The organism is Tropicimonas sp. IMCC34011, from assembly GCF_003390865.1.
Lineage (GTDB): Bacteria > Pseudomonadota > Alphaproteobacteria > Rhodobacterales > Rhodobacteraceae > Tropicimonas_B.
On the sequence record NZ_QMEJ01000004.1, the window covers coordinates 333,531 to 357,634 of the forward strand.

The 24,104-nt window shown below is 66.5% G+C and carries 25 protein-coding genes and 1 tRNA gene; 8 read left to right on the forward strand and 18 right to left on the reverse strand.

All coding sequences use genetic code 11. From position 1 onward, the window contains the following. The first annotated feature begins 13 nt into the window (after nucleotides 1-13). From flgG to DQG15_RS13605, 4 genes are read left to right on the forward strand one after another with little or no spacing between them, the layout of a single operon-like run. Nucleotides 14-799, forward strand: coding sequence for a flagellar basal-body rod protein FlgG (flgG, locus tag DQG15_RS13590; protein ID WP_116086049.1), 786 nt, complete (start codon nucleotides 14-16; stop codon nucleotides 797-799). After that, nucleotides 796-1,260, forward strand: a complete 465-nt coding sequence (gene flgA / locus DQG15_RS13595; RefSeq protein WP_116086051.1) for a flagellar basal body P-ring formation chaperone FlgA — start codon at nucleotides 796-798, stop codon at nucleotides 1,258-1,260. Before flgG ends, flgA begins: the two co-directional genes overlap by 4 nt. Continuing rightward, complete coding sequence (gene flgH, locus DQG15_RS13600; RefSeq protein WP_116086053.1) at nucleotides 1,260-1,985, forward strand: flagellar basal body L-ring protein FlgH; 726 nt, start codon at nucleotides 1,260-1,262, stop codon at nucleotides 1,983-1,985. Before flgA ends, flgH begins: the two co-directional genes overlap by 1 nt. 13 nt (nucleotides 1,986-1,998) lie before the next feature. Next, the gene (locus tag DQG15_RS13605; protein WP_116086054.1) at nucleotides 1,999-2,493 is read left to right on the forward strand and encodes a flagellar basal body-associated FliL family protein; all 495 of its coding nucleotides are present in this window, start codon (nucleotides 1,999-2,001) and stop codon (nucleotides 2,491-2,493) included. A gap of 30 nt (nucleotides 2,494-2,523) precedes the next feature. Here the strand turns inward: DQG15_RS13605 and DQG15_RS18220 are convergent, their stop codons facing one another. Genes DQG15_RS18220 through fliL form a run of 10 tightly spaced genes read right to left on the reverse strand, consistent with a single transcriptional unit; the run spans nucleotide 2,524 to nucleotide 11,778 of the window. Then, entirely contained in the window at nucleotides 2,524-2,901 is a 378-nt protein-coding gene (locus DQG15_RS18220) for a hypothetical protein (protein ID WP_157968999.1), read from the reverse strand. Next, nucleotides 2,898-3,977, reverse strand: a complete 1,080-nt coding sequence (locus tag DQG15_RS13615) for a flagellar biosynthesis protein FlhB (RefSeq protein WP_116086056.1) — start codon at nucleotides 3,975-3,977, stop codon at nucleotides 2,898-2,900. The genes DQG15_RS18220 and DQG15_RS13615 overlap by 4 nt, the downstream gene beginning before the upstream one ends. Continuing rightward, nucleotides 3,974-4,738, reverse strand: coding sequence for a flagellar biosynthetic protein FliR (locus DQG15_RS13620; RefSeq protein WP_116086058.1), 765 nt, complete (start codon nucleotides 4,736-4,738; stop codon nucleotides 3,974-3,976). Before DQG15_RS13620 ends, DQG15_RS13615 begins: the two co-directional genes overlap by 4 nt. Beyond that, nucleotides 4,735-6,762: a flagellar biosynthesis protein FlhA gene (gene flhA, locus DQG15_RS13625; RefSeq protein ID WP_116086365.1), complete on the reverse strand. Its 2,028-nt coding sequence runs from the start codon at nucleotides 6,760-6,762 to the stop codon at nucleotides 4,735-4,737. Before flhA ends, DQG15_RS13620 begins: the two co-directional genes overlap by 4 nt. Before the next feature lie 52 nt (nucleotides 6,763-6,814). Then, nucleotides 6,815-7,483, reverse strand: coding sequence for a transglycosylase SLT domain-containing protein (locus tag DQG15_RS13630; protein ID WP_116086059.1), 669 nt, complete (start codon nucleotides 7,481-7,483; stop codon nucleotides 6,815-6,817). After that, complete coding sequence (locus DQG15_RS13635) at nucleotides 7,476-9,434, reverse strand: hypothetical protein (RefSeq protein ID WP_116086061.1); 1,959 nt, start codon at nucleotides 9,432-9,434, stop codon at nucleotides 7,476-7,478. Before DQG15_RS13635 ends, DQG15_RS13630 begins: the two co-directional genes overlap by 8 nt. Then, nucleotides 9,431-10,303 carry a flagellar motor stator protein MotA gene (motA, locus tag DQG15_RS13640; RefSeq protein WP_116086062.1) on the reverse strand — a complete coding sequence of 291 codons (873 nt, stop codon included), beginning with the start codon at nucleotides 10,301-10,303 and terminating at the stop codon, nucleotides 9,431-9,433. The genes DQG15_RS13635 and motA overlap by 4 nt, the downstream gene beginning before the upstream one ends. A 34-nt stretch (nucleotides 10,304-10,337) precedes the next feature. Then, nucleotides 10,338-10,907 carry a MotE family protein gene (locus DQG15_RS13645; RefSeq protein ID WP_116086064.1) on the reverse strand — a complete coding sequence of 190 codons (570 nt, stop codon included), beginning with the start codon at nucleotides 10,905-10,907 and terminating at the stop codon, nucleotides 10,338-10,340. Further along, entirely contained in the window at nucleotides 10,904-11,290 is a 387-nt protein-coding gene (locus DQG15_RS13650; RefSeq protein ID WP_116086065.1) for a DUF6468 domain-containing protein, read from the reverse strand. The genes DQG15_RS13645 and DQG15_RS13650 overlap by 4 nt, the downstream gene beginning before the upstream one ends. A gap of 8 nt (nucleotides 11,291-11,298) precedes the next feature. Further along, the gene (gene fliL / locus DQG15_RS13655) at nucleotides 11,299-11,778 is read right to left on the reverse strand and encodes a flagellar basal body-associated protein FliL (protein WP_116086067.1); all 480 of its coding nucleotides are present in this window, start codon (nucleotides 11,776-11,778) and stop codon (nucleotides 11,299-11,301) included. 77 nt (nucleotides 11,779-11,855) lie between these two features. On the opposite strand from fliL, the gene fliF reads away from it, so the two are divergent. From fliF to fliP, 4 genes are read left to right on the forward strand one after another with little or no spacing between them, the layout of a single operon-like run. After that, nucleotides 11,856-13,511 (forward strand): flagellar basal-body MS-ring/collar protein FliF, encoded by a 1,656-nt coding sequence (gene fliF / locus DQG15_RS13660; protein WP_232830852.1) that lies wholly within the window; start codon nucleotides 11,856-11,858, stop codon nucleotides 13,509-13,511. Further along, nucleotides 13,511-14,125 carry a hypothetical protein gene (locus tag DQG15_RS13665; protein WP_116086069.1) on the forward strand — a complete coding sequence of 205 codons (615 nt, stop codon included), beginning with the start codon at nucleotides 13,511-13,513 and terminating at the stop codon, nucleotides 14,123-14,125. Before fliF ends, DQG15_RS13665 begins: the two co-directional genes overlap by 1 nt. Further along, the gene (locus DQG15_RS13670) at nucleotides 14,118-14,408 is read left to right on the forward strand and encodes a FliM/FliN family flagellar motor C-terminal domain-containing protein (protein WP_116086070.1); all 291 of its coding nucleotides are present in this window, start codon (nucleotides 14,118-14,120) and stop codon (nucleotides 14,406-14,408) included. Before DQG15_RS13665 ends, DQG15_RS13670 begins: the two co-directional genes overlap by 8 nt. Next, nucleotides 14,405-15,124 (forward strand): flagellar type III secretion system pore protein FliP, encoded by a 720-nt coding sequence (gene fliP, locus DQG15_RS13675; protein ID WP_116086072.1) that lies wholly within the window; start codon nucleotides 14,405-14,407, stop codon nucleotides 15,122-15,124. Before DQG15_RS13670 ends, fliP begins: the two co-directional genes overlap by 4 nt. A 102-nt stretch (nucleotides 15,125-15,226) precedes the next feature. Here the strand turns inward: fliP and DQG15_RS13680 are convergent, their stop codons facing one another. The 8 genes from DQG15_RS13680 to DQG15_RS13715 all read right to left on the reverse strand — a co-directional run bounded on the left by DQG15_RS13680 (nucleotide 15,227) and on the right by DQG15_RS13715 (nucleotide 24,091). Continuing rightward, on the reverse strand, nucleotides 15,227-16,333 hold the full coding sequence (locus DQG15_RS13680; protein ID WP_116086074.1) for a flagellar basal body P-ring protein FlgI: 1,107 nt from the start codon (nucleotides 16,331-16,333) through the stop codon (nucleotides 15,227-15,229). Then, nucleotides 16,330-17,331, reverse strand: a complete 1,002-nt coding sequence (locus tag DQG15_RS13685) for a flagellin (protein ID WP_116086076.1) — start codon at nucleotides 17,329-17,331, stop codon at nucleotides 16,330-16,332. The genes DQG15_RS13680 and DQG15_RS13685 overlap by 4 nt, the downstream gene beginning before the upstream one ends. A 3-nt stretch (nucleotides 17,332-17,334) precedes the next feature. After that, the gene (flgK, locus tag DQG15_RS13690; RefSeq protein WP_116086077.1) at nucleotides 17,335-18,780 is read right to left on the reverse strand and encodes a flagellar hook-associated protein FlgK; all 1,446 of its coding nucleotides are present in this window, start codon (nucleotides 18,778-18,780) and stop codon (nucleotides 17,335-17,337) included. A gap of 15 nt (nucleotides 18,781-18,795) precedes the next feature. Continuing rightward, nucleotides 18,796-20,097 carry a flagellar hook protein FlgE gene (locus DQG15_RS13695; protein WP_116086079.1) on the reverse strand — a complete coding sequence of 434 codons (1,302 nt, stop codon included), beginning with the start codon at nucleotides 20,095-20,097 and terminating at the stop codon, nucleotides 18,796-18,798. A 100-nt stretch (nucleotides 20,098-20,197) separates the two neighbouring features. Next, entirely contained in the window at nucleotides 20,198-21,019 is an 822-nt protein-coding gene (locus DQG15_RS13700) for a flagellar motor protein MotB (RefSeq protein WP_116086080.1), read from the reverse strand. A 112-nt stretch (nucleotides 21,020-21,131) separates the two neighbouring features. Further along, nucleotides 21,132-21,207, reverse strand: a tRNA-Thr gene (locus tag DQG15_RS13705). A 43-nt stretch (nucleotides 21,208-21,250) separates the two neighbouring features. Continuing rightward, nucleotides 21,251-22,798 carry a heme biosynthesis protein HemY gene (locus tag DQG15_RS13710; RefSeq protein ID WP_116086082.1) on the reverse strand — a complete coding sequence of 516 codons (1,548 nt, stop codon included), beginning with the start codon at nucleotides 22,796-22,798 and terminating at the stop codon, nucleotides 21,251-21,253. A 12-nt stretch (nucleotides 22,799-22,810) separates the two neighbouring features. Beyond that, nucleotides 22,811-24,091, reverse strand: a complete 1,281-nt coding sequence (locus DQG15_RS13715; RefSeq protein ID WP_116086084.1) for a COG4223 family protein — start codon at nucleotides 24,089-24,091, stop codon at nucleotides 22,811-22,813. Between the last annotated feature and the right edge of the window lie 13 nt (nucleotides 24,092-24,104).

The following is a 24,104-nucleotide window of genomic DNA, read 5'->3' on the forward strand; positions in this document are numbered from 1 at the left end:
AGGACATATCTTCATGGAATCACTCAAGATCGCTGCAACAGGCATGACGGCCCAGCAAATGCGGGTCGACGTCATTTCGAACAACCTCGCGAACATGAGCACCACGGGCTACAACGCACGTCGCGCCGAATTCGCGGACCTGCACTACCGTCAGCTGACCCGCCCCGGCACGATCAATTCATCGGACGGGACTGTCCTGCCAGCAGGCGTCCAGATCGGGCTCGGCGTCCGCCCCTCGGCGGTGACGGTCAACGTGGCCCAAGGGGCGCTCAGCGCGACAGGCGGCGACCTCGACATCGCCATCGAGGGACGTGGATATCTCGAAGTGGAACTGCCGAGTGGTGCGTCCGGATATACCCGCGACGGCGCGTTGAAACGATCGCCGGACGGGCTCATCGTGACGGCGGACGGCTATCCCATCGTCCCCGGCCTGACCATTCCCGACGACGCACGGAGCCTGTCCATCAACGGCGAAGGCGAGATCTACGCCTACTTCGCGGATCGCGTCGAGCCGGAGCTTCTGGGCCAGATCACGCTCGCCAACTTCTCCAACGACAAGGGCCTCGAGGCGATGGGCTCGAACCTGTTTCTCGAAACGGAAGCATCCGGCCCCGCACTGGTGTCCACCCCCGGTGTCGATGGCCTCGGCACCCTGCGCCAGGGCTACCTCGAGGACAGCACCGTCGATGCGGTTCGCGAGATCACTGAACTGATCCAGGCCCAGCGCGGATACGAGCTGAACGCCAAGGTCATCTCCGCCGCCGACCAGATGCTCGGCGCAACCACGCAGATCCGATGACGGCCCTCGCGACATATCTCGCGCCGCTTGCGGCCCTACTGGTCTGCCTGCCGGCATCGGCCGAGACACTCGTTCCGACACGTGTCATCCGAGCCAAGACGATCATCGCTCCGGAGGATGTCGAGATCCTCCCTGGCGAGACCACGGGCGCACTGGAACACCCGGTAGAAGCGGTCGGCCTCGAAGCTGTGGTCACGCTCTATCCGGATCGTGCGATTCGTCCCGGGGACCTCGCGCCCCCTGCACTCATCGAACGCAACGCCCTGATTACGCTCGTCTATCGCGCCGGCGGCGTCGCGATCGCCACCGAAGGGCGCGCCCTCGACCGGGGCGCGGAAGGTGACCGCATTCGCGCCATGAACCTCAGCTCCCGCACCACGGTCACCGGCCGCGTAGACGGATCGGGGCGCGTCGTACTGAGCCCGAATTCGGACCTCGAACTTGCACTGGAGTCCCCTTGATGCGCGCGATCGCCGTCATTCTTCTCTGCCTGGCCGCAGCAGGCTGCAACCGTGTGGGCCACATTGGCCGCGCTCCGGATTTCACTTCGAATTCCGGGAATTACGAGCACCACGCCATGGTTGCCGCGCCCCTCGCCACGCCGCTCGAGCCGGAGGGCCCGGTGGACCGGGCATCGCTATGGAGCCGGGATCGCCAATCGCTCCTCGGCGATCGGCGCGCAGGCGCCCAGGGGGACATCCTGACCGTCGTGGTGGAGATCGACGAGAAAGCCGAGATCTCCAACTCGACCGAGCGCAGCCGCAGCGGCAGTGAAGATCTGGCGATCTCATCGCTTGTCGGCATTCCCCAGCGGGTCGATCCGCGTCTTCCTCTTGGCGCTAGCCTCGCGGACGCGGTCGATGCGACGAGCTCCAGCTCTTCCGCCGGGGACGGATCGGTCCGCCGGAACGAGAAGCTGACCCTGCGCGTGGCGGCGACCGTCACGGAGGTTCTGCCGAACGGCGCCCTTCGGGTGGAAGGAAGCCAGGAGGTGCGGGTCAACTTTGAGATCCGCGAACTGATCGTGTCCGGCTATGTCCGGCCAGAGGACATCTCCCGGCAGAACGAGATCACCTACGACAAGATCGCGTCGGCGCGCATTTCCTACGGCGGCCGCGGACAGATTACCGACGTGCAGCAGCCCCGGATCGGTCAGCAGATCGCCGATATCGTCCTGCCTTTCTGACGGAGCCAGACCCGTGAAGAAACTTCTCCTTCCCCTCATCCTTGCGCTCGTTGGCGGCGGTGGCGGTATTGCGGCGGGACTTGCTCTGAAGCCCGACGGCGAGGGGGAGGACTTGGCGGAGACCTGCGCTCCGCTCGACGGGGACGTGAAGCCCGCCGCGGCCCCGATCCCGGAACCGTCGAACGACACCGAGTTCGTCAAGTTCAACAATCAGTTCATCGTTCCGGTCATGTCCCGCGAGCGGGTCATCTCGATGATCGTGATGTCGATCAGCCTGGAGACCGAGCCGGCTCTTCAAGAAGAGGTTTATGCCCGCGAACCGAAACTGCGGGACGGCTTTCTGCGCGTCCTGTTCGACCATGCCAATGCCGGGGGCTTCAGCGGCAAGTTCACCGACGCTGTAATCATGAACGGGCTGAGACGCGATCTGCTCAGCGTTGCCCATGACGTCGTCGGGCCGAAGGTGGTGGACGTTCTAATCACGGATATCGCGCGGCAGGATTCCTGAAGGCTCCGCCCGGACGGGTAGCTCGGCGGCTTACCCGCCGGGCTTCTTCCCGCTCAGCTTCGACAGCACCGCGACGCGACCGAAGACCGGACGTGCCGCGTCCCGCTCGGCCATCGCTGCGGCCCGCGCGCGAGCCAGGGCCGCATTGCGCTCCCCACGCTCCGCCTCCGCCCATTGCATCCAACGGCATGCCGCCATGAACTGGGCGGGGGACGCGGAGCCCGCCCCTGACATCTGGGCGAGGCATTCCGCCTTCCGCGCATCCAGGTCCGCGACCGCCTCCGCCGCCTCCCGTTCCGCGGCCATGGCACGGGCCAGCTTTCTCTGCCGTCCCCGCCATGCCGCCTCAGCCGCATCGAGCAGGCGCGGCAAACGTGGATCGTCCGCGACACGGCGTTTCCCGGTCACAGCCCACGCGCCTTCTCGCGCACCCGCTCGGCAAACCGGATCGCGGCAGCGACCGGTTCGTAGAGGTCGGTGGGGATCTCGGCGCCAATCTCGACCGTTGCATGGAGAGCTCGCGCGGTCGGCGGATCGCCGTGGATCGGCACCCCGGCTTCGCTCGCCGTTCGCCGGATCTGCGCGGCAATCTCATCGACGCCCTTTGCCACGCAAACCGGTGCACCGGGCTGCGAGCGATCCCATTTCAGCGCGACCGCGTAGTGCGTGGGGTTCACGACGACGACTGACGCCTCGGGCACGTCCGCCATCATGCGGTTCGAAGCGATCGCCTGAGCCCGCTGACGGCGCTCCTGCTTCAGATGCGGATCGCCATCGCTCTCCTTTGTCTCGTCCTTGATATCTTCCAGCGACATCATGTTCTTGCGCCTGTGATCGAAGAGCTGCCACACGAAATCGATGCCGCCGATCACCAGTTGCAGCGCGGCGATCACCGCCAGGAACTCGAGGCCGGTTCGCAGAAGCAGGGCGATCGCGCCTTTCGCCGGGAGGCCGGCGCTGCCGATGAGTTCCTGGCTTCGCAATGAGAGAAACGATGCGAGGATCGCACTCACGACGATCAGCTTCACGAGGCTCTTGGCGAATTCGAAGAGGCCCGAGGGCCCGAACTTCTGCTTCATCGTCGATAGCGGCGAAATGCGCGACAGCTTGGGCTGCAGTTTTTCCGGCGCGAAGACGATACCTCGCCGAGCGAGCAGGAACACGGCCACGGCGCCGGCGGGGAGCGCGAAGAGCGGCGCGATAGCGAGCGCCGATGCGTTTAACGTGCCGCCCATGGCCGCCGTACCGCGGCCGTCGAGAAAAAGGGGGGCCCAGCGATCCGCCGCGCCGATGAAGCCGGCTCCGATGGCACCGATCGAGGCGAATGCCGATCCGCCGAACAGCGCCGCTCCGGTCAGCAATCCCCCGTAGGCCATCGCCGTGTTGAGATCGGCCGAAGCCGGGATCTCCCCTTTTCGCCGCGCATCGTCGAGCTTCTTCTGCGTCGGCTGAAAACTCTTTTCCGCTCCATCCTTGTCGCTCATCGTGGCATCCTGAACGGCTGCTCGAGGACGGACTCGAGTGCCCCGAGCCAGACCTGCAGCATGAGAGGTGCTGCCAGAGCGAGGAGGATGAGACCCGCGGCCGTGATCGCGGGAGCACCGACGAAGGTGACCATGAGTTGCGGCATGGCGCGGTTGATGACGCCCAGCGCGAGATTGTAGAGAAACGCGGCGATCATGAAGGGCGCAGCGAGGGTCACGCCGAGCGCGAAGGCCTCACCGATCCTGGCGATTCCCAGCTCCGCGAGGTCTCCCGAAGGAATGAGCCGACCGGGCGGGACCATGTCGTATGTCAGTATCATTGCCTGAGCGGCCCGCACGTGGAGATCCGCCATCACCGCAAGAGCGAGACCTCCGACGACGAGAACGTGACCTATGGCGGGCATCGGATCGGCGCCGGCATTCCCGAACATCTGCGACAGGGACGTCGATTGGGCCGCGACCGTACCGGCGATCTGCAGGGCATGCATCGTCAGTCGGATCATGATTCCGAACGCGAGACCGGTCAGCGGCTCGGTGAGATAGGCGCGGCCGCCGAGCGGCTCGTCCGGAAAATGGGGCGCGGCTGCCGGAAGGATAATCGCCGTGAATGCAATCGCCGCGACGAGACGGATGCGTTGCGGCACGCTGCGCTCACCAAAGGCAGGAAAGACCGCCAGGGCCGCTCCCACCCTGAGAAAGACGGCGATGGCCACGGTCAGGTAGGGCTCTATCGCCGGGACTATCTGCGCCAGGGCGGTCACGCCGGGATCTGCCCGATCATCGACGGACGCGCGTCCATCCCGACTTCCTCGTAGGAAAGAACCGGCGCCGTCAGCCCCCGCGCGGCGAGGACGGACGTGATGAAGCGTCGTCTTTGCAGCGGCGCAACGATGCCCGCGTTAATCCCGTCCCTCGCAGCCTGCGCGAGGCGTTCGGCAAGGCTCGTCGAGAGCCTGTCGAACTCGTCCGGCGGCAGCGCGATTTCGTGCGTTCCCTGCCGGGCATTCACTTGGCAGGCGCGGAAGCGGTCCTCCCATTCCGGCGCAAGTTGCAGGAGCGGCACGGTGCCGTCCGGCCGCCGAAGCGCGGCCACGAGCTGAAACCCGAGGCGCTGACGCACATGCTCGCAGACCGCTTCCGGCGTTGCGGCAACGGTACGCGCCTCGGCGATGGCTTCGAGGATCATCGGAAGGTTGCGTATTGAGACCCGCTCTTCCAGCAAGAGCCGCAGGACCGCCAGAAGCAAATCGACCGGAACCTTGTCCGGCACGAGCTCGTCGATGAGTTTCCGGTTTGCTTCCGAACGCGCCGGGTCCGACAGGTTGGTCAACTCGGACAGGGTGCGACGCAGAGCCTTCAGGGTCATCAGGCGCGGGAAATTCTGCTTCACCACCTCGAGGAGATGCGTAGCAAGCACTTCGGCCGGCGTCACGATCGTCACGCCGGCGAACGCAGCCTCCTCCCGGTCCTGCTCGCCGATCCAGCGCGCGGGCGCTCCGTAAACCGGCTCGGACACGTCCTCCCCCGGTGGCAACGAGCCGACCGCGTCGCCGACCAGCGCGAGAAGGTGGCTCGGGCGCAGCGTATCCGTCGCCTGGATGACCCCATGGATACGCACATTGTACGTCCCGGACGGGAGCGCCGTATTGTCCGTCAGCCGTATTTCCGGGAGCAGGAGCCCGAAATTGGAGGCGACATGGCTGCGCATGTTCGAGATCCGCGCATCGAGGCCAGTTGCGGGATCCAGGACCATATCGACCAGGTCCGCCGCAAACTCGACGTGGATATCGTCGAGATCGAGCATGTCCCCGATGGAGGGTTCGCGGATGTCTGCCGGTGGCTCCATCGATCTGGCCTCTTCGGTTTCGCGCACCTTCTCGCTCTTCATCGCGCGGTATCCCGCGATCCCGAGGATCGCCGCCCCGGCAACGAAGGGAAGGAGCGGCAGACCGGGCACGAGCCCCAGAAGCCCCATCAGGATCGCGACCGCGACAAGGGCTGTCGGGTGGCGACCGAGTTGGCCAAACACGGCCATGTCCATCGCGCCGCGCGCGCCACCCTTGGCGAGCAGAAGCGCCGCCGCGATGGAGATGATGACAGCGGGGATCTGGGTCACGAGGCCGTCGCCGACGGTCAGGATCGCATATGTCTCGAAGGCGAGACCCGCCGGCATGCCATGGACGAGGACGCCCATCATCAGGCCCACGACAAGGTTGAGCCCGGTGATCAGAAGGCCCGCAACGGCATCGCCCTTCACGAACTTTGACGCGCCGTCGAGCGATCCGAAGAACGTCGTTTCCTGCTGTTCGGTCTCGCGTCGACCTTTTGCCTCTTCATGATCGATGGCGCCGGCGGACATGTCGCTGTCGATGGCGAGCTGTTTGCCCGGCATGGCATCGAGCGCAAAGCGCGCACCGACCTCCGCCATGCGGGCCGCACCCTTCGTGATGACGATGAAGTTGACGATCATCAAAACGCCGAACGTGACGAGTCCCAGAAGGAGGGAGCCGCCCATGACGAAGTCGGCAAAACCCTGGATCACGCCGCCCGCGGCTGCCGTTCCCGTGTGTCCCTGGCCTATGATGAGCTTCGTCGACGACACGTTGAGCGACAGGCGCAGCATCAGCGACGCGAGCAGGATCGTCGGGAAGCTGGAGAAATCGAGGGGGCGCTCGATGAAGAGCGTCAGGGTGAAGATAAGGATCGCAAGTCCGAAGGACGCGGCCAGTCCGATATCGAGCACGATTGCCGGCACCGGCAGGATCATCATGACGATGACGCCCATCAGGGCGAGGGCAAGCAGGATCGTCGGCTTGAACACTTTCACGTCTGACCTCTCACCTCAGGGCCCCGAAGAGCGGACGCGCGCCCCCGGCCGTGGCGAACAGCGACCCGGCCGAGCGCTTGCCGCCATCCGCGACGAGGAGTGGGTAGCTGCTCGCGCGAGCATGTTGGCGCGCCGGGGCGGGCGCCGGCGGACCACCCGGTGTCACGCGTGATCGCGCGTCGCGGACCTTGGCGAGGTAGCGGGCGGATCTGACCGGATCGCGGGAATGGTAGGCCCCGATGGCCGCGTCCCAGTCACCGAATTCGCCGTGCAGCTCTTGCAGGTATGCCGCGGCGTAGAGGGCGTTCGCCTTCGGATCCAGCATGTCCGCCGGGCTCTCGAAGGCGGTACCGTGCCACCGGTAATTCACCTGAAAGCAGCCGGCATCCGTGCTCGTGCGGCCGGAGGCGAGGGCGGTGGCGAATGCCGCTTCGGCGGCAGCACGGCTCGGCAGGTAATGACCGGTGCCCTCGATGTTCAGCGTCCACGGCCAGGGGGAACTCCTCCCGTTCGCCGTTCGCCCGGATTCGACGGTCGCGACGGCCAGCAGAATATCGAACGGCACGCCCGTCCGAACGGCGGCGTTCCGGGCGGCCTCGCTGCATGGGTCCTGCGAAGCGGCCGCGAACGTGCTTGTCGCGACGCCGATCAGCAGGGCGAGGGTAAGCGCTCTAGCCATCTGCCCCCTCCCCGCTGAGCAGAGCCTCGATCCGGCTCCGCGTCGAACGTCCGGCCTCGAGGGCGGCGTTACTGCTTTTCAGGGAGACCGTTTCCGGACGGGGCGGAACGAGCGGCGGATTCGGCGTCTCTTCAGCCTCCGTGGGCTCGACCTCGCCGGTGGACAAGGCCTCTGCCAGACGACGATCCCCCCGATCGTCGGCGACGCGCGCGCGCAGCACATTGATTTCGGGCGAGTTCACCCCTCGGAGGCCCGTCATCGCGTCCTGTGCGAGGGCGGGCAAACCAAGCGTCAGGCTTCGTTCGGCAATGGCGATGGCGGGCCCCTCCGAAAGGTCCGGCAGGTAGCCTGCGAGCTTCATCTCGTAGACGCCGGACAGGAAAAGTCCGTCGGAGGGCAACTCGGCGATGGCGGCGGCAACCTTGTCCAGAAGATCGTCGGTTTCAGCCGCGGGCGCTCTTGCGGACAGATCGGCCAGGGCAGCGATGGCGCGAGAGGCCTCGCCACCGCGAGCGCGCGCCAGCGCGAGGGCCGCGAGCAGATCCGGCGTCACGTCTTCCTCGTCCCGCTCCTTGATGAAGGTTTCGGCTAGCGCGAGATCCTCCGAGGCCGGAATGCCGCCAGCCTCGAGGACGCGCTCCAGGATGCCGAGCAGGGCTGCCGGCGCCTCCGGCCCGCCCTCCCGGACAATGTCGCGGAGGCTCCGAGTGGTTTCCTCGCCTGCGTCTGGCTCGACCAGGCCAATCGGCGCGACGAGCCCCTCATCGAAGCGCAGGCGGGATTTGAGACGAAGGCGGCGCGCCGCCTCGGGGTGACCGGTGTCTTCCAGATGCACAGCGAGGCGCGGCCCGAAATTCCGCTGGAGTGGCGCGGTAAGGGAGGCGAAGGCTGCTTCGACCCCTGCAATGTCCTGCGTCAGAAGCTTCGGCGCACTCTTGGCAACGATGGCCAGAAGCGTCGTCATGCCGCCGCAATCATGGCTGTCGACAAAGGCGCGCGTTTCGTCGGGGCGCCCATCGACGAGCCGTGCCACCACCCGGCGGACGTCCGATTGCGGGCGTTCCGCGATATCGAGCGCCTGATCCGCTTCGGCACCGAAGCCGATGTTGAGATAGGTTTCGGCCAGAGCGACGGCAGCCGTCCGGTCCAGATCACCACGGCCATTGATGAGATCCGCCCTGGCCCGGGCAACAGCCAGAAGCGGATCGCCGTCATCGTCGGACACGACATCGAGGAACGCAGTGTCGGGGCAGGTCTTGTCACGGGTGGGGCTGGAGACCTGGCGGGAGCGTCCGGCGACCTCCGACTCCACCGGTGCAGGAACCTCGCCGACGTCCACATCCGACCGGGGCTCGGGATCGGGCAATGGCGTGGCGACCTTCACGTAGCCTGAGCTGGCAGCCCGCCCGATCTGCTCCAGAAGGTCGGACTCCATCGTCAGAAGGTCCGCATTCTCGGCGGCATCCGAAAGATCCTTGGCTGCCGGCAGGACCGGAGCCGGGCCACCCTCCGTCACCGCCGCGTCACTGACAGAGGCGGGAAACGTCGCGGGAAGCGCCGGAACGGGCTGCTCCGGGGCGGCACTTTCGCGATCGCCCGGCGCATCCTTCACATCGATGGCGACGGCGTTTCCGCCCGCCTCGAACACGGTCAGGCTGCAGGGACATTCGGGCCCGGTCTCGATGGCGAGCGTATCGCCCTTCTGACTGACGCCAGTGATGCGGTCCCGCGGAATACGGTCGAAAACCCTGTCCAGATCGAGGGCGAAGTCGTCGCGGTCGAATTGGACGTCATAGCCCGTCTCGGTCTCGGAGACGCTCCAACTGGTGGGCCCGTCGAAGATGAGGACGATGCGCGTGAAATCCGCATGTTCCCCGGAGAGGACACGCACCGGCTCTGCTGCCGCGCCTCCCGCGACGAAGGTGGCAACGATGGCGAGGCGTGCGATCATGCAGCCTCCCTCGTTTTCGCCTGTTTCAACGCTTCTTCAAGCTCGTTGAAACTTGGGCGAATATGGCCCGGCGTGTTTTGACGGCCGACCTCGATGCAGATGTTGGCGGCGTGGTTGTGAAGGTTGGCGACGAGCACCTCACGGATGAGCTGGTGAAAGTGCGCGTCTTCCTCGGTCACCATCTTCACCCTTGCGGCGAAGGGTCCGACGATGCCGTAGGCGAGAAAGACCCCGAGGAACGTCCCCACCAGCGCGCCACCGATCAGTTTACCCAGGATTTCCGGCGGCTGATCGATCGACGCCATCGTCTTGATCACCCCCAGGACGGCGGCGACGATGCCGAGCGCGGGCAGACCGTCGGCCATGGTCTGAAGCGCGTGGCTCGAATGAAGCGCATGGTGCAGATTGGCCTCCATGCGTTTCTCGAGCACCTCCTCGACCTGATGCGGATCGTCGTAGTTCATCGATGCGGAGCGCAGCGTGTCGCAGATGAGGCCGACGGCCTCGCCGTCAGCGAGGATGCGCGGGTAACGCATGAAGATTGCTGAACTTTCAGGATCTTCGGTATGCTCCTCGAGAGCGACCGGGTTCTGTCGTGCAAGACGGATGAGCTCTGACAGAAGGCAAAGCAGGTCCCTGTAATCCTCCGGCTTCCAGCGCGGTCCCTTGAAGACCTTTCCCACGTCCTTGAGCGTGTGCTTGATGGAGGACATGTCGTTCGAGATGAGGAACGCACCGACGGCGGCTCCCCCGATCATGGTGAACTCGAAGGGGAGCGACTTCATGATGATCCCCATCTTGCCGCCGGCGGCGAGATAGCCTCCGAACACCATGACGAAGATCACGACGATACCGACGATCCCGATCATTTCATGGACTCCTTGTAACGAACGCTGGCGAGACTCATTCGGTGGGCACCCCCGCATTCCTGCCCGCGAGGGACAGGCTGACGGCGTAGGCGGTTTCCGGCGGCAGGCCGGACATGATCGCCGCAGCCGATTCCGCGTTCATGCGGGCCAGGAACCCGGCGGCAAAGCTCACTTCCATTGCCTCGAACAGCCCCGCGGCCTCGGCCGGTTTCATCGCCTCGTAGACCTTCACGAGCCGGTCCACGTCGCTTTCCATGGCGCCATCCGCCGCGGCGATCGTGTCCTGAAGCGCCTGTTCGGCCTCCGTGAGACGCTGAAGGCTCGCCGCCAGCTCCTCCTCGGCAACCGCGATCTCGGCTGCGCGACCCGTCAGGGCCTCGTCGCGCGCGTCGAGTTCATTGCCCCGTGCCTTCAGATCGGCCAGCAATTCGGCGATCGCCGGCTCCGGCGTGCAAAGATCGTCTGAGACGACTTCACCATCACTCGCGAAAGCGGCGCCAGCTATGACGTCCGCATGCCCCACGAGGCGCACGGCGGCGCCTGTACTGAAGAGCACGGCGATCATCACGAGCGCCCCGCGGCGGGGCTTCCACCGGCGGATCATGCGAGCTCTCCCGTGCGCTCCCGGCGGCTGCGGCGCACGGTTCTCGCTGCGGATTGCGGTCTCGCCGGGGATTGCGCCTGTTGCGGCTCGGGTGCTTCCGTCGGCAGGTCATGCATGGACGCCATCAGCAGCTCCAGACCCCGCCGCGCGTCCTCTGCGCGGACGACGAGTTCGGACAGCGATTCGGCCGATTGACCCGCCGCGCTTCGCGCCTCCGCCACGGCCCGGGTCATCTCGTCCACCTGAACGGACAGGACGGCCACCGCACCGCCGACGCCCTTTTCGAGATCCGTGAAGCGGCTCAGACGGCGCGACAGGATCAGGCAGTAGAACGCTGCGGCGAGCGATGCGGCGACAAGGAGAAGATCTGCTATCAAAGCCATGAACGTCCTCAATTCGTGACGAATTCGGTAACGAGAAGATCCCGGACGTGGCCTTCTCCGACGACCAGCTGAACCCGGCGGAGCATCTGCGCCCGAAGGTTCACCAAGGCTCCGTCCCGCTCGAAATCCTCGAGCGAAAGCGCCCGAAGATACGTGTTCATAACGTCCAGAATGCGCGGCATCAGTCCTGCGACGGCCTCTTCTTCCCCCGGCGCAACCTCGAGCTCGGCTGCAAATTTCAGGTGATGCCGCCCGGCGCCGCCGATCGAGATGACCAGCGGCTCGATCGGTACGAAGGACGCCGCCTCGATCGGCTCACGCGCCTCCTCCGGCGTCTCCTCGCTGCCCGATTCGCTTCCGAGCAGTCCGGCATAAGCGGCAAAGAAGCCGCCCCCGCCCAGGACGAGAGCGAGCAAAAGCCCGAACAGCACGGGTTTCTTGGAGCTTTTCTTCGGCGCCTCGTCATCGGCGCGCGCTTCGTCGGCCATCGGTCCCTCCGGCATTTTGCGGATGACCCTCAATAAGCCGTCGGGAGCTAACCAAACCTTAAGGGCTGGCAGGCCAAATGAAGCGCATGGCCCAGAACGGGCCCGATGGGGAATGTGACGTGAACAACCTGCTGTCTGTATGGTCGGCGCTCGATACGAGGAAGAAGATCATTGCCGGCGCTGCCGCGGCCGCGATGTTCGCTGCGGTGCTGATGCTGTCCAACCTGGCGACGAAGCCGGGCATGGCGCTGCTCTACGCCGGGCTGGAAGGCGCCGCGGCGGGAGACGTGATCAGCGCGCTGGACCAGCGCAGCGTCCCGTACGAGGTGCGCGGAAACGCGATCTGGGTGCCGTCCACGGAGCGCGATTCGCTGAGGATGTCACTTGCCGGAGAGGGCCTCCCGGCCTCCGGCGGCGCGGGATACGAGTTGCTCGACGGTCTGTCCGGGTTCGGCACCACGGCGCAGATGTTCGATGCCGCCTACTGGCGCGCGAAGGAAGGCGAACTGGCGCGAACCATGGTCGCCAGCCCGCAGATCCGCGCGGCCCGCGTTCACATCGCAACGGGCGATTCGCGCCCCTTTGTGCGCGATGCCGGCGCTTCGGCCTCCGTTTCGGTGACGCCGGTTGCGGGGAGCGTCTCGACAGAGACCGCGCGCGCCCTGCGCTCGCTCGTCGCGTCCGCCGTCCCGAGCCTCAGCGCAGACGATGTGACCGTGATCGATGCCGCCACCGGCGCCGTGGTCGACGGCACCGATGCGGCCGGCGCGCAGAGCGGCGCGACCCGCGCCGATGAGATGGAACGCAGCATCGAGCGCCTTCTCGAGGCCTATGTCGGCCCTGGCGGTGCCATCGTGGAAATCAGCCTCGATACGGAAACCGACAGCGAGCAGATCGTGGAGCGCCGGATCGATCCCGATGAGCGCGTCGCGATCAGCACGGAAACGGAATCGCGCAATTCGTCTTCGTCAGGCTCCGAGGGGGATGTCACGGTCGCGTCCAACCTTCCGGACGGGGACGCCAACGCGGCCGGCGAGCGCCGCTCGACGGACACTGAATCGCGTGAGCGGGTGAACTTCGAGATATCGGAGACGACCCGTGAGATCCTTCGGGCACCCGGCACGATCCGCCGTCAGACGGTCGCCGTGCTGGTCAACGGCCGCGTGGAGACCGCGGCGGGTGGCGAAGAGACCATAGTACCCCGCAGCGACGAGGAGCTGTCCGAACTCCGCGAACTCGTTGAATCCGCTGTAGGCTACGACGAGGCGCGCGGGGACCGGATCACCGTGAAATCCCTGGCTTTCATGCCCGGCACGGAACTCGGCACCGCTGCGCCCGTCGGCTGGAGCCAGCGGTTCGCGATCGATGCGATGGCCTTGATGCAGTTGATCGTCCTGTCCCTCGTCGCTCTCGCGCTCGGGCTTTTCGTCGTCCGCCCCATTCTGGCGGGTAACCGCGGCGTCGCTGCTCTCCCATCGCCGGAGACCGCGACCGAGGAGATCCTTCCCGAAACCGCCCTTGATGCGAGACCCATTAGCCCTGAGCTCCCTTCTGCCGCAAATGAGCCCGGGGACGCGTCCTTCGGTCTTCCCTCACTAGGCGGCAGCGCCGCGCCCGCCCCCGCGCTTCCGCCCGCCGATCCGGTGGACCGCCTGCGAAGCCTGATGTCCGAGCGCCGTGAAGAAACGATGAAGGTCCTGCAAAGCTGGATGGACGACAAGGAGGACGCGTGATGGCACGCCCCTGGCTTCTGACGTCCTTCGATGATGATGCGTCGTGCCTGCCTGTCCCCGCCCCTGAGGAGGCGGCGACAGCACGCCAGGAAGCGTACGACGAGGGATACGCGGCGGCGCTGGCCGAGGCGGAGTCCGCTCGGGCTGCCGATCGTCAGTCCGCGGCCGCCGACCTCGCGGCGAGCCTGCAATCCATGGCCTTCTCGTATCATGAGGCCAGAACAGCGTTCCTCGCCGAGATCGAGCCCCTGATCGTCGGTATCCTGTCGCGTATCGTGCCCGAACATCTCGGCGCGGCACTCGGACAGACGGTCGCCCAGCTCGTGCGTACATCCGCCCTGGACCTCGCCCCGGTAGTCGAAGTTCGCGTTGCCCCGGAAAACGTCGAGACCGTTCGCGACATGCTGGACACGGACGAGAGCCTGCCCCTGCAGGTCATGGGCGAGGAGGGCCTCGGGGACGGGCAGGCCTATGTCCGGCTCGGCGACAGCGAACGGCAGATCGATCTCGATGCAGCGCTCGAGGGGATCCACGCCGTCATCTCAACCTATTTTACGACGTCTCGCGCGCCGGACACCGCAGACATGATCCAGAAGGATGCACACCATGGCTGAACCCGAACACCGCCTCGAGACCCCGGCGGACGATTCCCCGCTCGCCCGGGTCCAGGTCGAGGTCGTCGTCTCCGTCGGCCGCACCCGCGCCAAGGTACGCGACCTGATGCGGCTCGGCCCCGACTCGATCCTGCCGATCGATCGCCGTATCGAGGACCCCGTCGAGCTCTGGGTCGGTGATCGGCTGATCGCTCGGGGCGAGTTGCAGGAGCTGGACGGCGCCCGAGCCGGTCAACTCGCGGTTCGGCTCACGGACGTGGCGGGGCCGGACCGGCCGGAATGAGACACGCCCCCCTCGCGGCAGCCCTGATCCTTGCCGGAGGCCCCGCGCTGGCGCAGGATCTGTCCCTGTCCTTCGGAGACGGGTCCCTGACCGCCAGCACCCTTGGCCTGCTCGCCCTCGTAACCCTGCTTTCGCTGGCCCCCGGGCTGGCCATCATGGTCACCTGCTTTCCCTTCATCGTGACGGTTCTGTCGATCCTGCGTCAGGCCATCGGCCTTCAGCAGGCCCCGCCCAACATGTTGATCGTGACACTCGCGCTCTTTCTGTCCTACTTCGTGATGGATCCGGTTCTGACCGAGGCGTGGGAATCCGGCATCGAACCGCTTCTTCAGGAAGAGATCGAAGCAGAGGAGGCGTTCACGCGGACGCTGGCGCCTTTCCGGGAATTCATGGCGGCGCGGGTCGATCCGGACACGTTCGCCTCGATGGCCGATCTGCGACCGCCGGTTTCGGAAATTGAACCGGAGGCCGACTCGGCCCTCTCGATCCTCATACCCTCTTTCCTTTTGAGCGAGATCGAGCGGGCGTTCGAGATCGGCTTTCTCATCTTCCTGCCGTTTCTCATCATCGACCTCGTGGTTGCCGCGGTCCTGATGTCGATGGGCATGATGATGGTGCCGCCTGCTCTCGTCTCGCTGCCGTTCAAGCTTGCGTTCTTCGTCGTCGCGGATGGATGGTCACTGATCTCCGGGGCGCTGGTTCGAGGATACCTCTAAGGCACGGCGCCCGCCGCGACGTCCTTTCCAGCGCGTAGAGAGGGGGTGCATCGGTGCACTCCCTCTTTGCATTGCCCGGCCCGGATTGGGGCCGGCCGTGCCTTACCGAACGATGAAGTCCGCGTGCAGCGCTCCCGCGGACTTTATCGCTTTCAGGATGTCGATCATGTCCCGCGGCCCCACGCCGAGGGCGTTCAGACCGGCTACGACCTCGGACAGCGTCGTACCTTCGGGCACCTCGGCGAGACCGATCCCGGGCTCCTCCACAATCTCCGCTTCTGTCCGCGGAACAACCACCGTCTGTCCTGGCGTGAACGGGTTGGGCTGCACGGCCAGCGGCGCTTCGGCCACCTTGAGCGTAAGGTTGCCCTGGGAGACCGCGACCGCCGAGATTCGAACATCGGCGCCCATGACGATGGTGCCCGATGCCTGATCGACGACGACGCGCGCCGGGCTCTCGGGTTCGACGGCAAGGTTCTCGACGCGACCGAGAACGTGGGCGGGCGAACCGATCCCCGTCGCCAGGATGTCGAGTTCCACCGTTCCGGCATCGCGCATGACCGAGACGGGCGCGCCGAAGGACGCGTTGATCACACCTTCGATGCGCGCGGCCGTGGTGAAATCGGGCGTCCTCAGGGCAAGGCGAATCGTATCGAGACCCGCAAAGTCGAAGTCGACCTCCCGCTCGATCCGGGCCCCGGACGGAATGGTGCCGGACGTCGGAACTCCGGTCGTGACCGCCGCGCCATCGCCTTCCGCCGTGACACCGCCTGCAAGTATGGTGCCCTGGGCGACGGCGTAGATATCACCATCCGCGGCGGTCAATGGCGTCATGACCAGGGTTCCGCCAAGCAGGCTCGACGCGTCCCCGATGGCGGAGGCGGTCACGTCGATCTGGCTACCGGCACGTGAGAAGGGCGGAAGCGTCGCGGTCACCAGCACGGCGGCGACATTGTTGGGACGAAACTGCTCGCCCGTGACGTTGACGCCGAGCCGTTCGAGGATGCTCGACATGATCTCCTCGGTGAACGGCGCATTGCGCAGTCCGTCCCCTGTGCCGTTTAGGCCGACGACGAGACCGTAGCCGACGAGGTCGTTGCCACGCACTCCGTCGAACTCGACCAGATCCTTGAGCCGAACGGGCGCGGACATCGCCGTTTCCGGGAGGGCCAGCGCCGCTGCGGCCAGGATAGCGCGCACCACGCTCATCGCATGTACTCCATCAAGGACAGGTTGGCGCTTCGCACGGTCAGCGAATACAGCATCTCCAGTTTCGTCCGCACCGCTTCCAGTTCCGATGCGCGCTCGAAAGGATCGGCGCTGACGAGCTCCGTCCGCGCGATCTCGAGTGACGTTCGTTCGGCCGCGTTCCGCGTTCCGGCGCGTTCGATCCGAGCCTCGGCGCTTCCGACTTCCGCTCGTAGTTTGGAGAGTTCCGCGTCCGCGCTCAGAAGGTGCGCGCCGGCATAGGCGGCAAGGGCGACCTTCTCGTCGGGGTCGCTCAGGGTGCCGTCCGCCAGAAAGGTCGCCATCGCGTGGCCCGCCAGGACGTCGCGCAGCCGGCTATCCTCGGCCGTGACATCGATGCCCACGGTCGTCCCCTGCCCCACGGCGAATGGCCCTGCGGAGGTCGCGGATCCCAGGTAGGCTGCGTCGAACCCTCCGCCTGGCGCAAACCAGGCCTCGACGGCAGTCGTGATTGCTCCCGCGGTCGTGGCCCCCCCGACGGCGGCCCGTATGTCGTTCAGCATGTCGCCCGGCGCGGTAAGCGCTGGCGAATCCGGAGCCGCGCCGGCGAAGAGCGAGCGGCCCGCGGCCTGAGCATTGAGGGCCGCGACGGCCCCTTCAAACGAGGCCAGCGCGTCCTTGCCCACACTTTCGGCCGGCAGATCGCTCCCCCCGGAGCCAGCGACCAGGAGTGAGGCACCGAGGTTTTCGGACAGGCTCGCGACGGCACCGAGCGCGGATTGCATCCCGGCGGTGTAGGAGGCGGCCTCGCTGACGGCCATGTCGAACGAATCAAGGCGTTTGAGCGAGGCCTCCATCCCGGCGACGACCGACCAGTCGCCGCGAACCTTTGCGCCGAGATCTGCAATACGTCCGCTCGAGAGCTCATCGGTCAGCCGGTCAAGGCGCCCCTTCAATTCCGAATTGTGATTGCGCAGCACGAAGGTGCGGGCCAGATCGCCGATTGCCGTCATCGTCATGGCTCAGATCTCCATCAGCTGTTGCATCAATGTGTCCAGCGTCTGGATGACGCGCGCGTTCGCGGCATAAGCCTGCTCTATCGAGAGGAGGTTCTGCATTTCTCGGTCGGTATCGACGCCCCCTGCGAGGTGCTGTTCCGTCAGGGTCGAGGCGCGGGCGGCCTGGTAGCTCTGCTCCTCGACCGCGCCCTGCCGCAGGACGGAAACGGCCGAGACGATGTCCGCCGCGTGACCGGACGCGGTTCGCGCAAGACCGGCCGCCGGGCCGGAGGACGGGGCGCGTGTGCCGCCGAACGCGTCGGAAATTGCGTGGAGGAGACTCGGAGAGCCGGTGTCTCCCGGCAGCGGAGCTGCAAGACCGTCCCTGAGCCGCCAGCTTTCGCCGCCCGCATCCGGATCGATCGCCGCGTTCACCCTCAGACGCCCGGCGAGTCCCACTTCGTTCGCCGGGATGATCGCCGCGCCGGCATCCGTGAAGAGCCCCGGATCGCCGGGGCCGAGCGTCGGATCGACCGCAGTTCCCTGCAGTCGTTCCGCCAGATCGCGAGCAAGCGCGTCGAGGCCGGCTTGTGCGCCCGGAGCAATCCGGTCCCGCGTGTCGAACAGGGCGGCAAGGGTGCCGCCGTCCAACTGACCGCCGGGGTCCATGCTGACCGGAATATCGTCGACGATCAGCGGGGACAGGGCGCCCGATGCCTGGGTCAGATCCGCCGTGACGTAGCCGGCCGGAGCGAACTCGATCTTCGCCATGCGGCCATCCAGAAGGATCGTGCCGCCGGTGGTAAAGAGTGCGACCTGCCCGCCCTCTCTCGGCACCTCGCGGAGCGGAACGATGCCGGAGAGCTCGTCGATGGCGGTCTGCCGCTGGTCCATCAGGCCGGAGACATCCCGCCCGGAGTTCGACAGGCGAAAGATCTGTGCGTTGAGTTCATGGACCTGCTTCAGACCATCATTGAGCTGACCGACCTGCGAGGCGATCTCGGCATCGGCGGCGCGGCGCGTTTCCTGAACCTCGTCAGTGGCCGTGTTCAATGCCGACGCAAGTCGGTCCCCGGCCCGGACCGCGGCATCGAGCCGGATGGTCGAATCGGGACGGCTGCCCGCCTCGATCAGGGCGCCCTCGAAAGCGGCGAGGCGCGCCGGGATCGACCCGTCCGCGGTCGGATCGCCGATGGCCGTTTCAATCCTGGCGAGAGCGTCGGCGCGGGTGCCGGCATTGCCGGAGGCGGCCGTCCCGAGGCGCATGTCCCGCAAGGTCCCCGGGTCGACCTGCCGCATTACGCCGTCGATGCGGACGCCGCCGGAATAGGCGTTCACGCTGACGGACAGCTCTCTGCGGCCATAGCCCTCCGTCATCGCTCCGGCGACATTGGAGGCCGTGAGCTGGACACGGCGGGAGGTCGCGTTCAGCCCGCTGAGGGAACTGTTGAAGGCGGCGGCGATGGACATGGATCAGGCCCCCGATCAGCGTTTGATATTGGTGGTTTCCTGGAGCATCTCGTCCACCGTCTGGATGACCTTGGCGTTGGACGAATAGGCCCGCTGGGTCTGGATCAGGTCCGTCAACTCGCCGGCCACATCGGTGGAAGACTGCTCGAGGGCGCCCGATAGGAGCTTGCCGGTCGGGCCATCGCCGGCATTCCAGAGAAAGAAACCGCCGGATTCGGCCGTGGTGGCATAGGTCTGGTTGTCACCGGCCTGAAGTGCGTTCGGGTTGCCGATATCGACAAGGGGGATCTGGTAGAGCCTGCGACTGATGCCGACATCGAAATTGGCGACGAGGAACCCCTGTGAGTCGATCTCGATGCCGGTCATGTTGCCGACCGGCGAGCCGTCCTTGGAGATGGAGAGCGGAGCGTAGATATTCGACAGTTGCGTGATGACAGGATCGCCGCCGATCGCGCCGAAGTCGATGGCGATATCTCCGCTGGCCACGGTGACCGGCGCGGTTCCGGTGGCCGGGTCGTAGGCGCCTCCGGTCGTGGTCGAGACGGACAGAAGCTGACCCCCGTTTCCGCGGCTGTCATCGAAGGTCAGGACGTACTCTCCGACCGTGGCACCGCCTTGTGCCGAATCGCCGATTGTGACCGTCCACTCGTTGGACGCGCCGGTGGCCGGGACGGTGGGTGTCATCGTGATGTTCAGCGTCTGGGAGATGCCGAGATTGTCGAAGTACTCGACCGTCGCATTCCGGGCCATGCCGGAGGCGCCCGCCATCGTGTCCGTCGCCGGAAGGTTCACTCCGAGGGCCAGACGCGTGGTCGGAGAGCCGATGAGCTGGTTCTGGCTGACCTGGATCGGGCGGAGCGCGGCGGAACTGTCCCTCGGATAATCGGGTACCTGGCCGTTGGCATCTGCCGGGATGCCCATCAGGACGGTGCCCGATTCCGTGCGCAGGAAGCCTTCATCATCCAGGCGGAAGGAGCCGGTGGTGGCAAGGCGGGTCACGAAGCCGGTCCCGTCGAGGCCGATGGAGTTCACGTCCGTCACCGGGATGAATCCGTTGCCGCGAATCGCGATATCCGTCGGATTGGCGGTGGTCACGGTGGAGCCGGACTGGTCGATCATGCGCATCGTCGTGGCACGCACGCCGCCCGCGGAGTACTTCGACCCTCCGGTCGAGGTGACGACGCTGTGGAAATCCGTCTGGACGCGTTTGTAGCCGTAGGTTGCCGAGTTGGCGATGTTGTCCGAGATCGTGGCGAGGCGATTGGCGTTTGCGGCCAGCCCTGCGACGCCGGCATTGAGGGACGATGAGATGGTCATGGACGGAAACTTGCCTTTCTGATGCGATCCCCGAAGCGGTCCCTCAGGACATGCCATCACGCCCTTAAGATCGACCTAACGACGGCTGACTTCGTCAGTCTCAGCGCGGGATGTCGGAGCGCAGAAGCGTGACCTCGACGCGGTCGTGCCGCGGAGACATCGGATCCATCGCATCGCGGGAGGGACGCCTGTCCCCCTTGCCGGTGATACGTGCAAATCGTGCCTCCCCGAGCCTGCGGGCGAGTTCCTCGTGAACGACCTCCGAGCGGCCGACGGACCGATCCCAGACGGGATTGTCGATCAGCGTCAGAGGCTTCGCGCTTACGTGCCCCGTGACGGCGATGTCGTTCTCGGCGAGCGAGAACACCCGCCCGACCACGGCGAGCAGACTCGACAGAAGGGGCGTCGCCTGCGTTCCGTCCCCGGCAAAGAGCGGTGCGCCCTCGCGCGAGAAGAGCTCGACGACGAGGCCCTCATCGGTGATCCGCGTGACGATATGGCGACGCATCTCGTCCGACACGAGGCTTTCGCCGCTGTTCCCACGGAGAAGCTCCTGCATCTCGCCGAAGGCCTGATCCTCCGTACGGCGCTGCTCCTCATCGACCGCGCGGGAGGCGTCCTGAGCGCCACCGGTTCCGCTCTGGGCAAGATCGTCGTCGGTGAAGATCGTGTCCCCCCCGAGCGCACCGTCCCCTCCCCCGGACACACGGTTCACCGCGATCGTCGGGTTGAAGTAATCCGCGATTCCCTTGCGCTGCTTTTCCGTTGTCGCATTCAGCAGCCACATCAGCAGGAAGAAGGCCATCATGGCCGTCACGAAGTCCGCATAGGCGACCTTCCAGGCACCGCCATGATGCCCACCACCGCCGACGACCTTCTTCCGCTTGATGATGACGGCCGACGCATTGCTGCCAGAAGCCATTGCACCACCTTGCACTTTCACACCCCGGCCTCAGGGATAGGGACAAGGGGTAAGCGAATGCTAAAGGGTGGCCCCCGAGGGCAGCCTCAAATCGTGCGAGTTGTCTGGAAAATGGTGCCGATGAAGGGACTCGAACCCCCGACCCACGCATTACGAATGCGTTGCTCTACCAGCTGAGCTACATCGGCGACCGGTGGCGGCATACACGTCCTTGGGATCGGACGGTAGCCCCTATTTTTCCTTTTGTGCGTCTTCCGGCGCGTCGGCCGGCTCGGCTTCGGGCACCGCTTTCGTCTCGGCAGGCGGGGTATCTGCGTCCCGCGCGTGTGTGGGCGGCGTCACATCCACCTGCGGCGATGTCGCGAGAGCCGGGCCCGGCGCCACGGTGGCAGCGGTGGACGCCTCGGAGCCGACGAGGAGCGGGAGCATCTCGGAGCCCGTGGGACTGGAGAGCTGCCCCTCGGGCGGCTCGGCCCAGGCCAGGGTGTCAAACGCATGGCAATGCGGGCAGACGGGCGCCCATTCGGCCGCGACGACGTGACAGTTCTCGCAGACCCACTGGGATCCGCGCGGCGCGGTCACGGCGCGGGCAAGCCAGCCACGGACCACGGCATCGTCCGCCCCCTCGCCGCGCTCGATCGCGGCCATGATCGACAGCGACCGCGCGGTCGGATGCGCCGTCGGCAGATCTCCGAGCGCGCGCCGTGCGGCCGGGAAATCCTCGGCGGCGATCAGAAGTTCGGCCTGCAGCATCTTCGTCTCGGGATGCTCGGGCCGCACCTTCGTCAGCTCGGAGAATCGCTTGAGCCGCTTGGCCGGGTCCTCGCCGGGGGCGATATCGGCAAAGGTCGCGGCAAGATCGGGATGCGGCTGAGCCTCCCAGGCCTTCTTGAGCACACGGGCCGCGTAGCGCTGCTTGCCGGCGGAGATGTAGCTGCGCGCGGCGAGGACGGCGGCGGGGATGAGGTCGGGAGAGAGCCGGTTGGCCTCGATCGCGGCTTCCCGCGCCTCGATGTCCTGACCGTCGACCAACACGTCCCGCGCCTCGGACAGCGCAAGGACGGCGTCGCGGCGGCGATGAACGTCCCTCGGGAGGGCACCGGAGCGCAACTTGGCATCCAGTGTCTTGCGCGCGCCCTTCCAGTCGGCCTTCTCGGCCTGGAGGCGCAGGAGCGTATCCTGCGTCTCCTCGTGCTTGGGGCGGAGCGCGAAGGCCTTCTCGGACAGAGCGAGCGCGGTCTCGGTATCGCCCTCGGCCAGCCGCTGGCGCAGGATGCCGCGGATCCCCACGAAGCGGGTGCGCTCGTCGGCGAGGAGGCTCTTGTAGTTCTCCTCGGCGACCTTGTGCTGCCCTTCCATTTCGGCGCCCTGGGCATTGATCAGGGCGACCAGCTGCGGCTCGTTCAGATACTTCTTGGCCCGCTCCGCCTTGGCCATGGCCAGACGGCCCTCGCCCTCGGCCAGCGCCACCATGCCCTCGGCGAGGGCCCGCATGCCCTTGCGCTCGGAGCGGCGATCGAAGTGGCGCGAGAGCGCGGTCTCGTCACCGTTGAGGAAGCGCACCAGAGCGAAGAGGGCGCCAAGGATCTTGAGAACGAGCCAGACCGCGGCCACGATCACGAGGATCGCGATGATGGCCTGAACCGGGCCGAGATTGAGTTCCGTACCGCCGAAGGCGACGCGGATGCCGGCCCCCGTTTCCATGAGCCAGCCGGCGCCGATGGTCACGAGCGCGACGACCGCGACGAAGAGTATGATCTTGAGGAGGGACCAGAGCATTCGCGTACGTCCTTAATTCTCTGTCTCGGCGGAGGACATGTCCTCCAGCGCGGCAATGGCATCGGCCCGCTCGGTGGCGGCATCTGTCCAGGGCTGCATCTCTTCGGCGGGAACCTCGGAAAGCGATTGGACTTCGGTCACCGCCTCCTCCAGATCGCCGGAGCGCAGCGCGGCCTCCGCACGGCTGAGGATCGCATCGGGGTCGTCGCCCTCGCGCGGTGCGATGGAGCGGGCGCCGAGCTGGGAGCGGGCGAAGCGGGTCAGGGCGTTGCCCTCCCCGATGTCACCGGCATTGGCCGATGCGGCCAGTGCGGAGCGGGCATGCTCGGGGAAGCGGTCCTGAAGTTCGGCGAGGGTTGCCACACCCTCCGGTGCGGCGGCGGCCAGCGCCTCCGGCGGCGTCGTGTCCAGCTCGGAAAGAAGATCGTCGTAGGGCGCGCCCGTATCGAGCGTATCGCGGATCTGGGAGAGGAGCGCGGCGCGGCCGGCAGCGGCTTCGGCGCGGGACGCCGCTTCCGCGTTGGCGGAGGCTTCCTCCAGCTGACGCTGCATTTCCTGCGATTGCGCCGCGACATCCTCGCGGAGCCGGGCGACCTCGGCCCGGTAGGCGCTGAGGGCGGCCTCGATCTCCTCGTCGTCGCTGCTGTCCACCGGCCGTCGCTCGAGGGCGTCCACGCGCTCCGAGAGGTCGGCGAGTTGATCGTTCAGCGCCGACAGGGCCCCTTGCTGGTCAGCGGTCTGCGAATCGAGCCGCTCCGTCAGCGCGCCGATCTGTCCTGATTGCTCTTCGATTCGCGCCGAAGCGCCATCAAGGTCCGTCCGGACGGTTTCGATCTCTGAGCTGACCCCATCGAGCGCGGTGCCGTCATCGGCGCCCGTCCAGGTCGCGGGTAGAATGAACGGGGCGAGCAGCACCACGAGGGCGGCGGCGAGGATACCGCCGATCAGACCGCCCAGAAAGCCGCTGCCGCCTCCGGACCGCGCAGGTGTCGAAGGCGGTGGCGCCTGCGTGCCGCCGCGGGACGCCGAGGCATCGGACGGGGTGCGATCCTTGGACTTGGTCGGAGGTGTATCCTGCGCGGCAGGTGTTTCAGCCGCAGCGGGCTTGGCGGGCGCCGGTTTTGCCGCGGGCTTCGACGCGGCGCGCGTTCCGGCACTGGGAACGCTGCCCTCGGCGACCGGTGTCGCGGCGTCCGCCGGCTTGTCCGCTGCTGTATATCCTACACCGTGGGTGCGGCGCGCGGCGCCGTGCAAGCCGGCGGCCTCGTCTGATCGGGTCGTCTGATCTGTCACGCCGGTCCCTCTC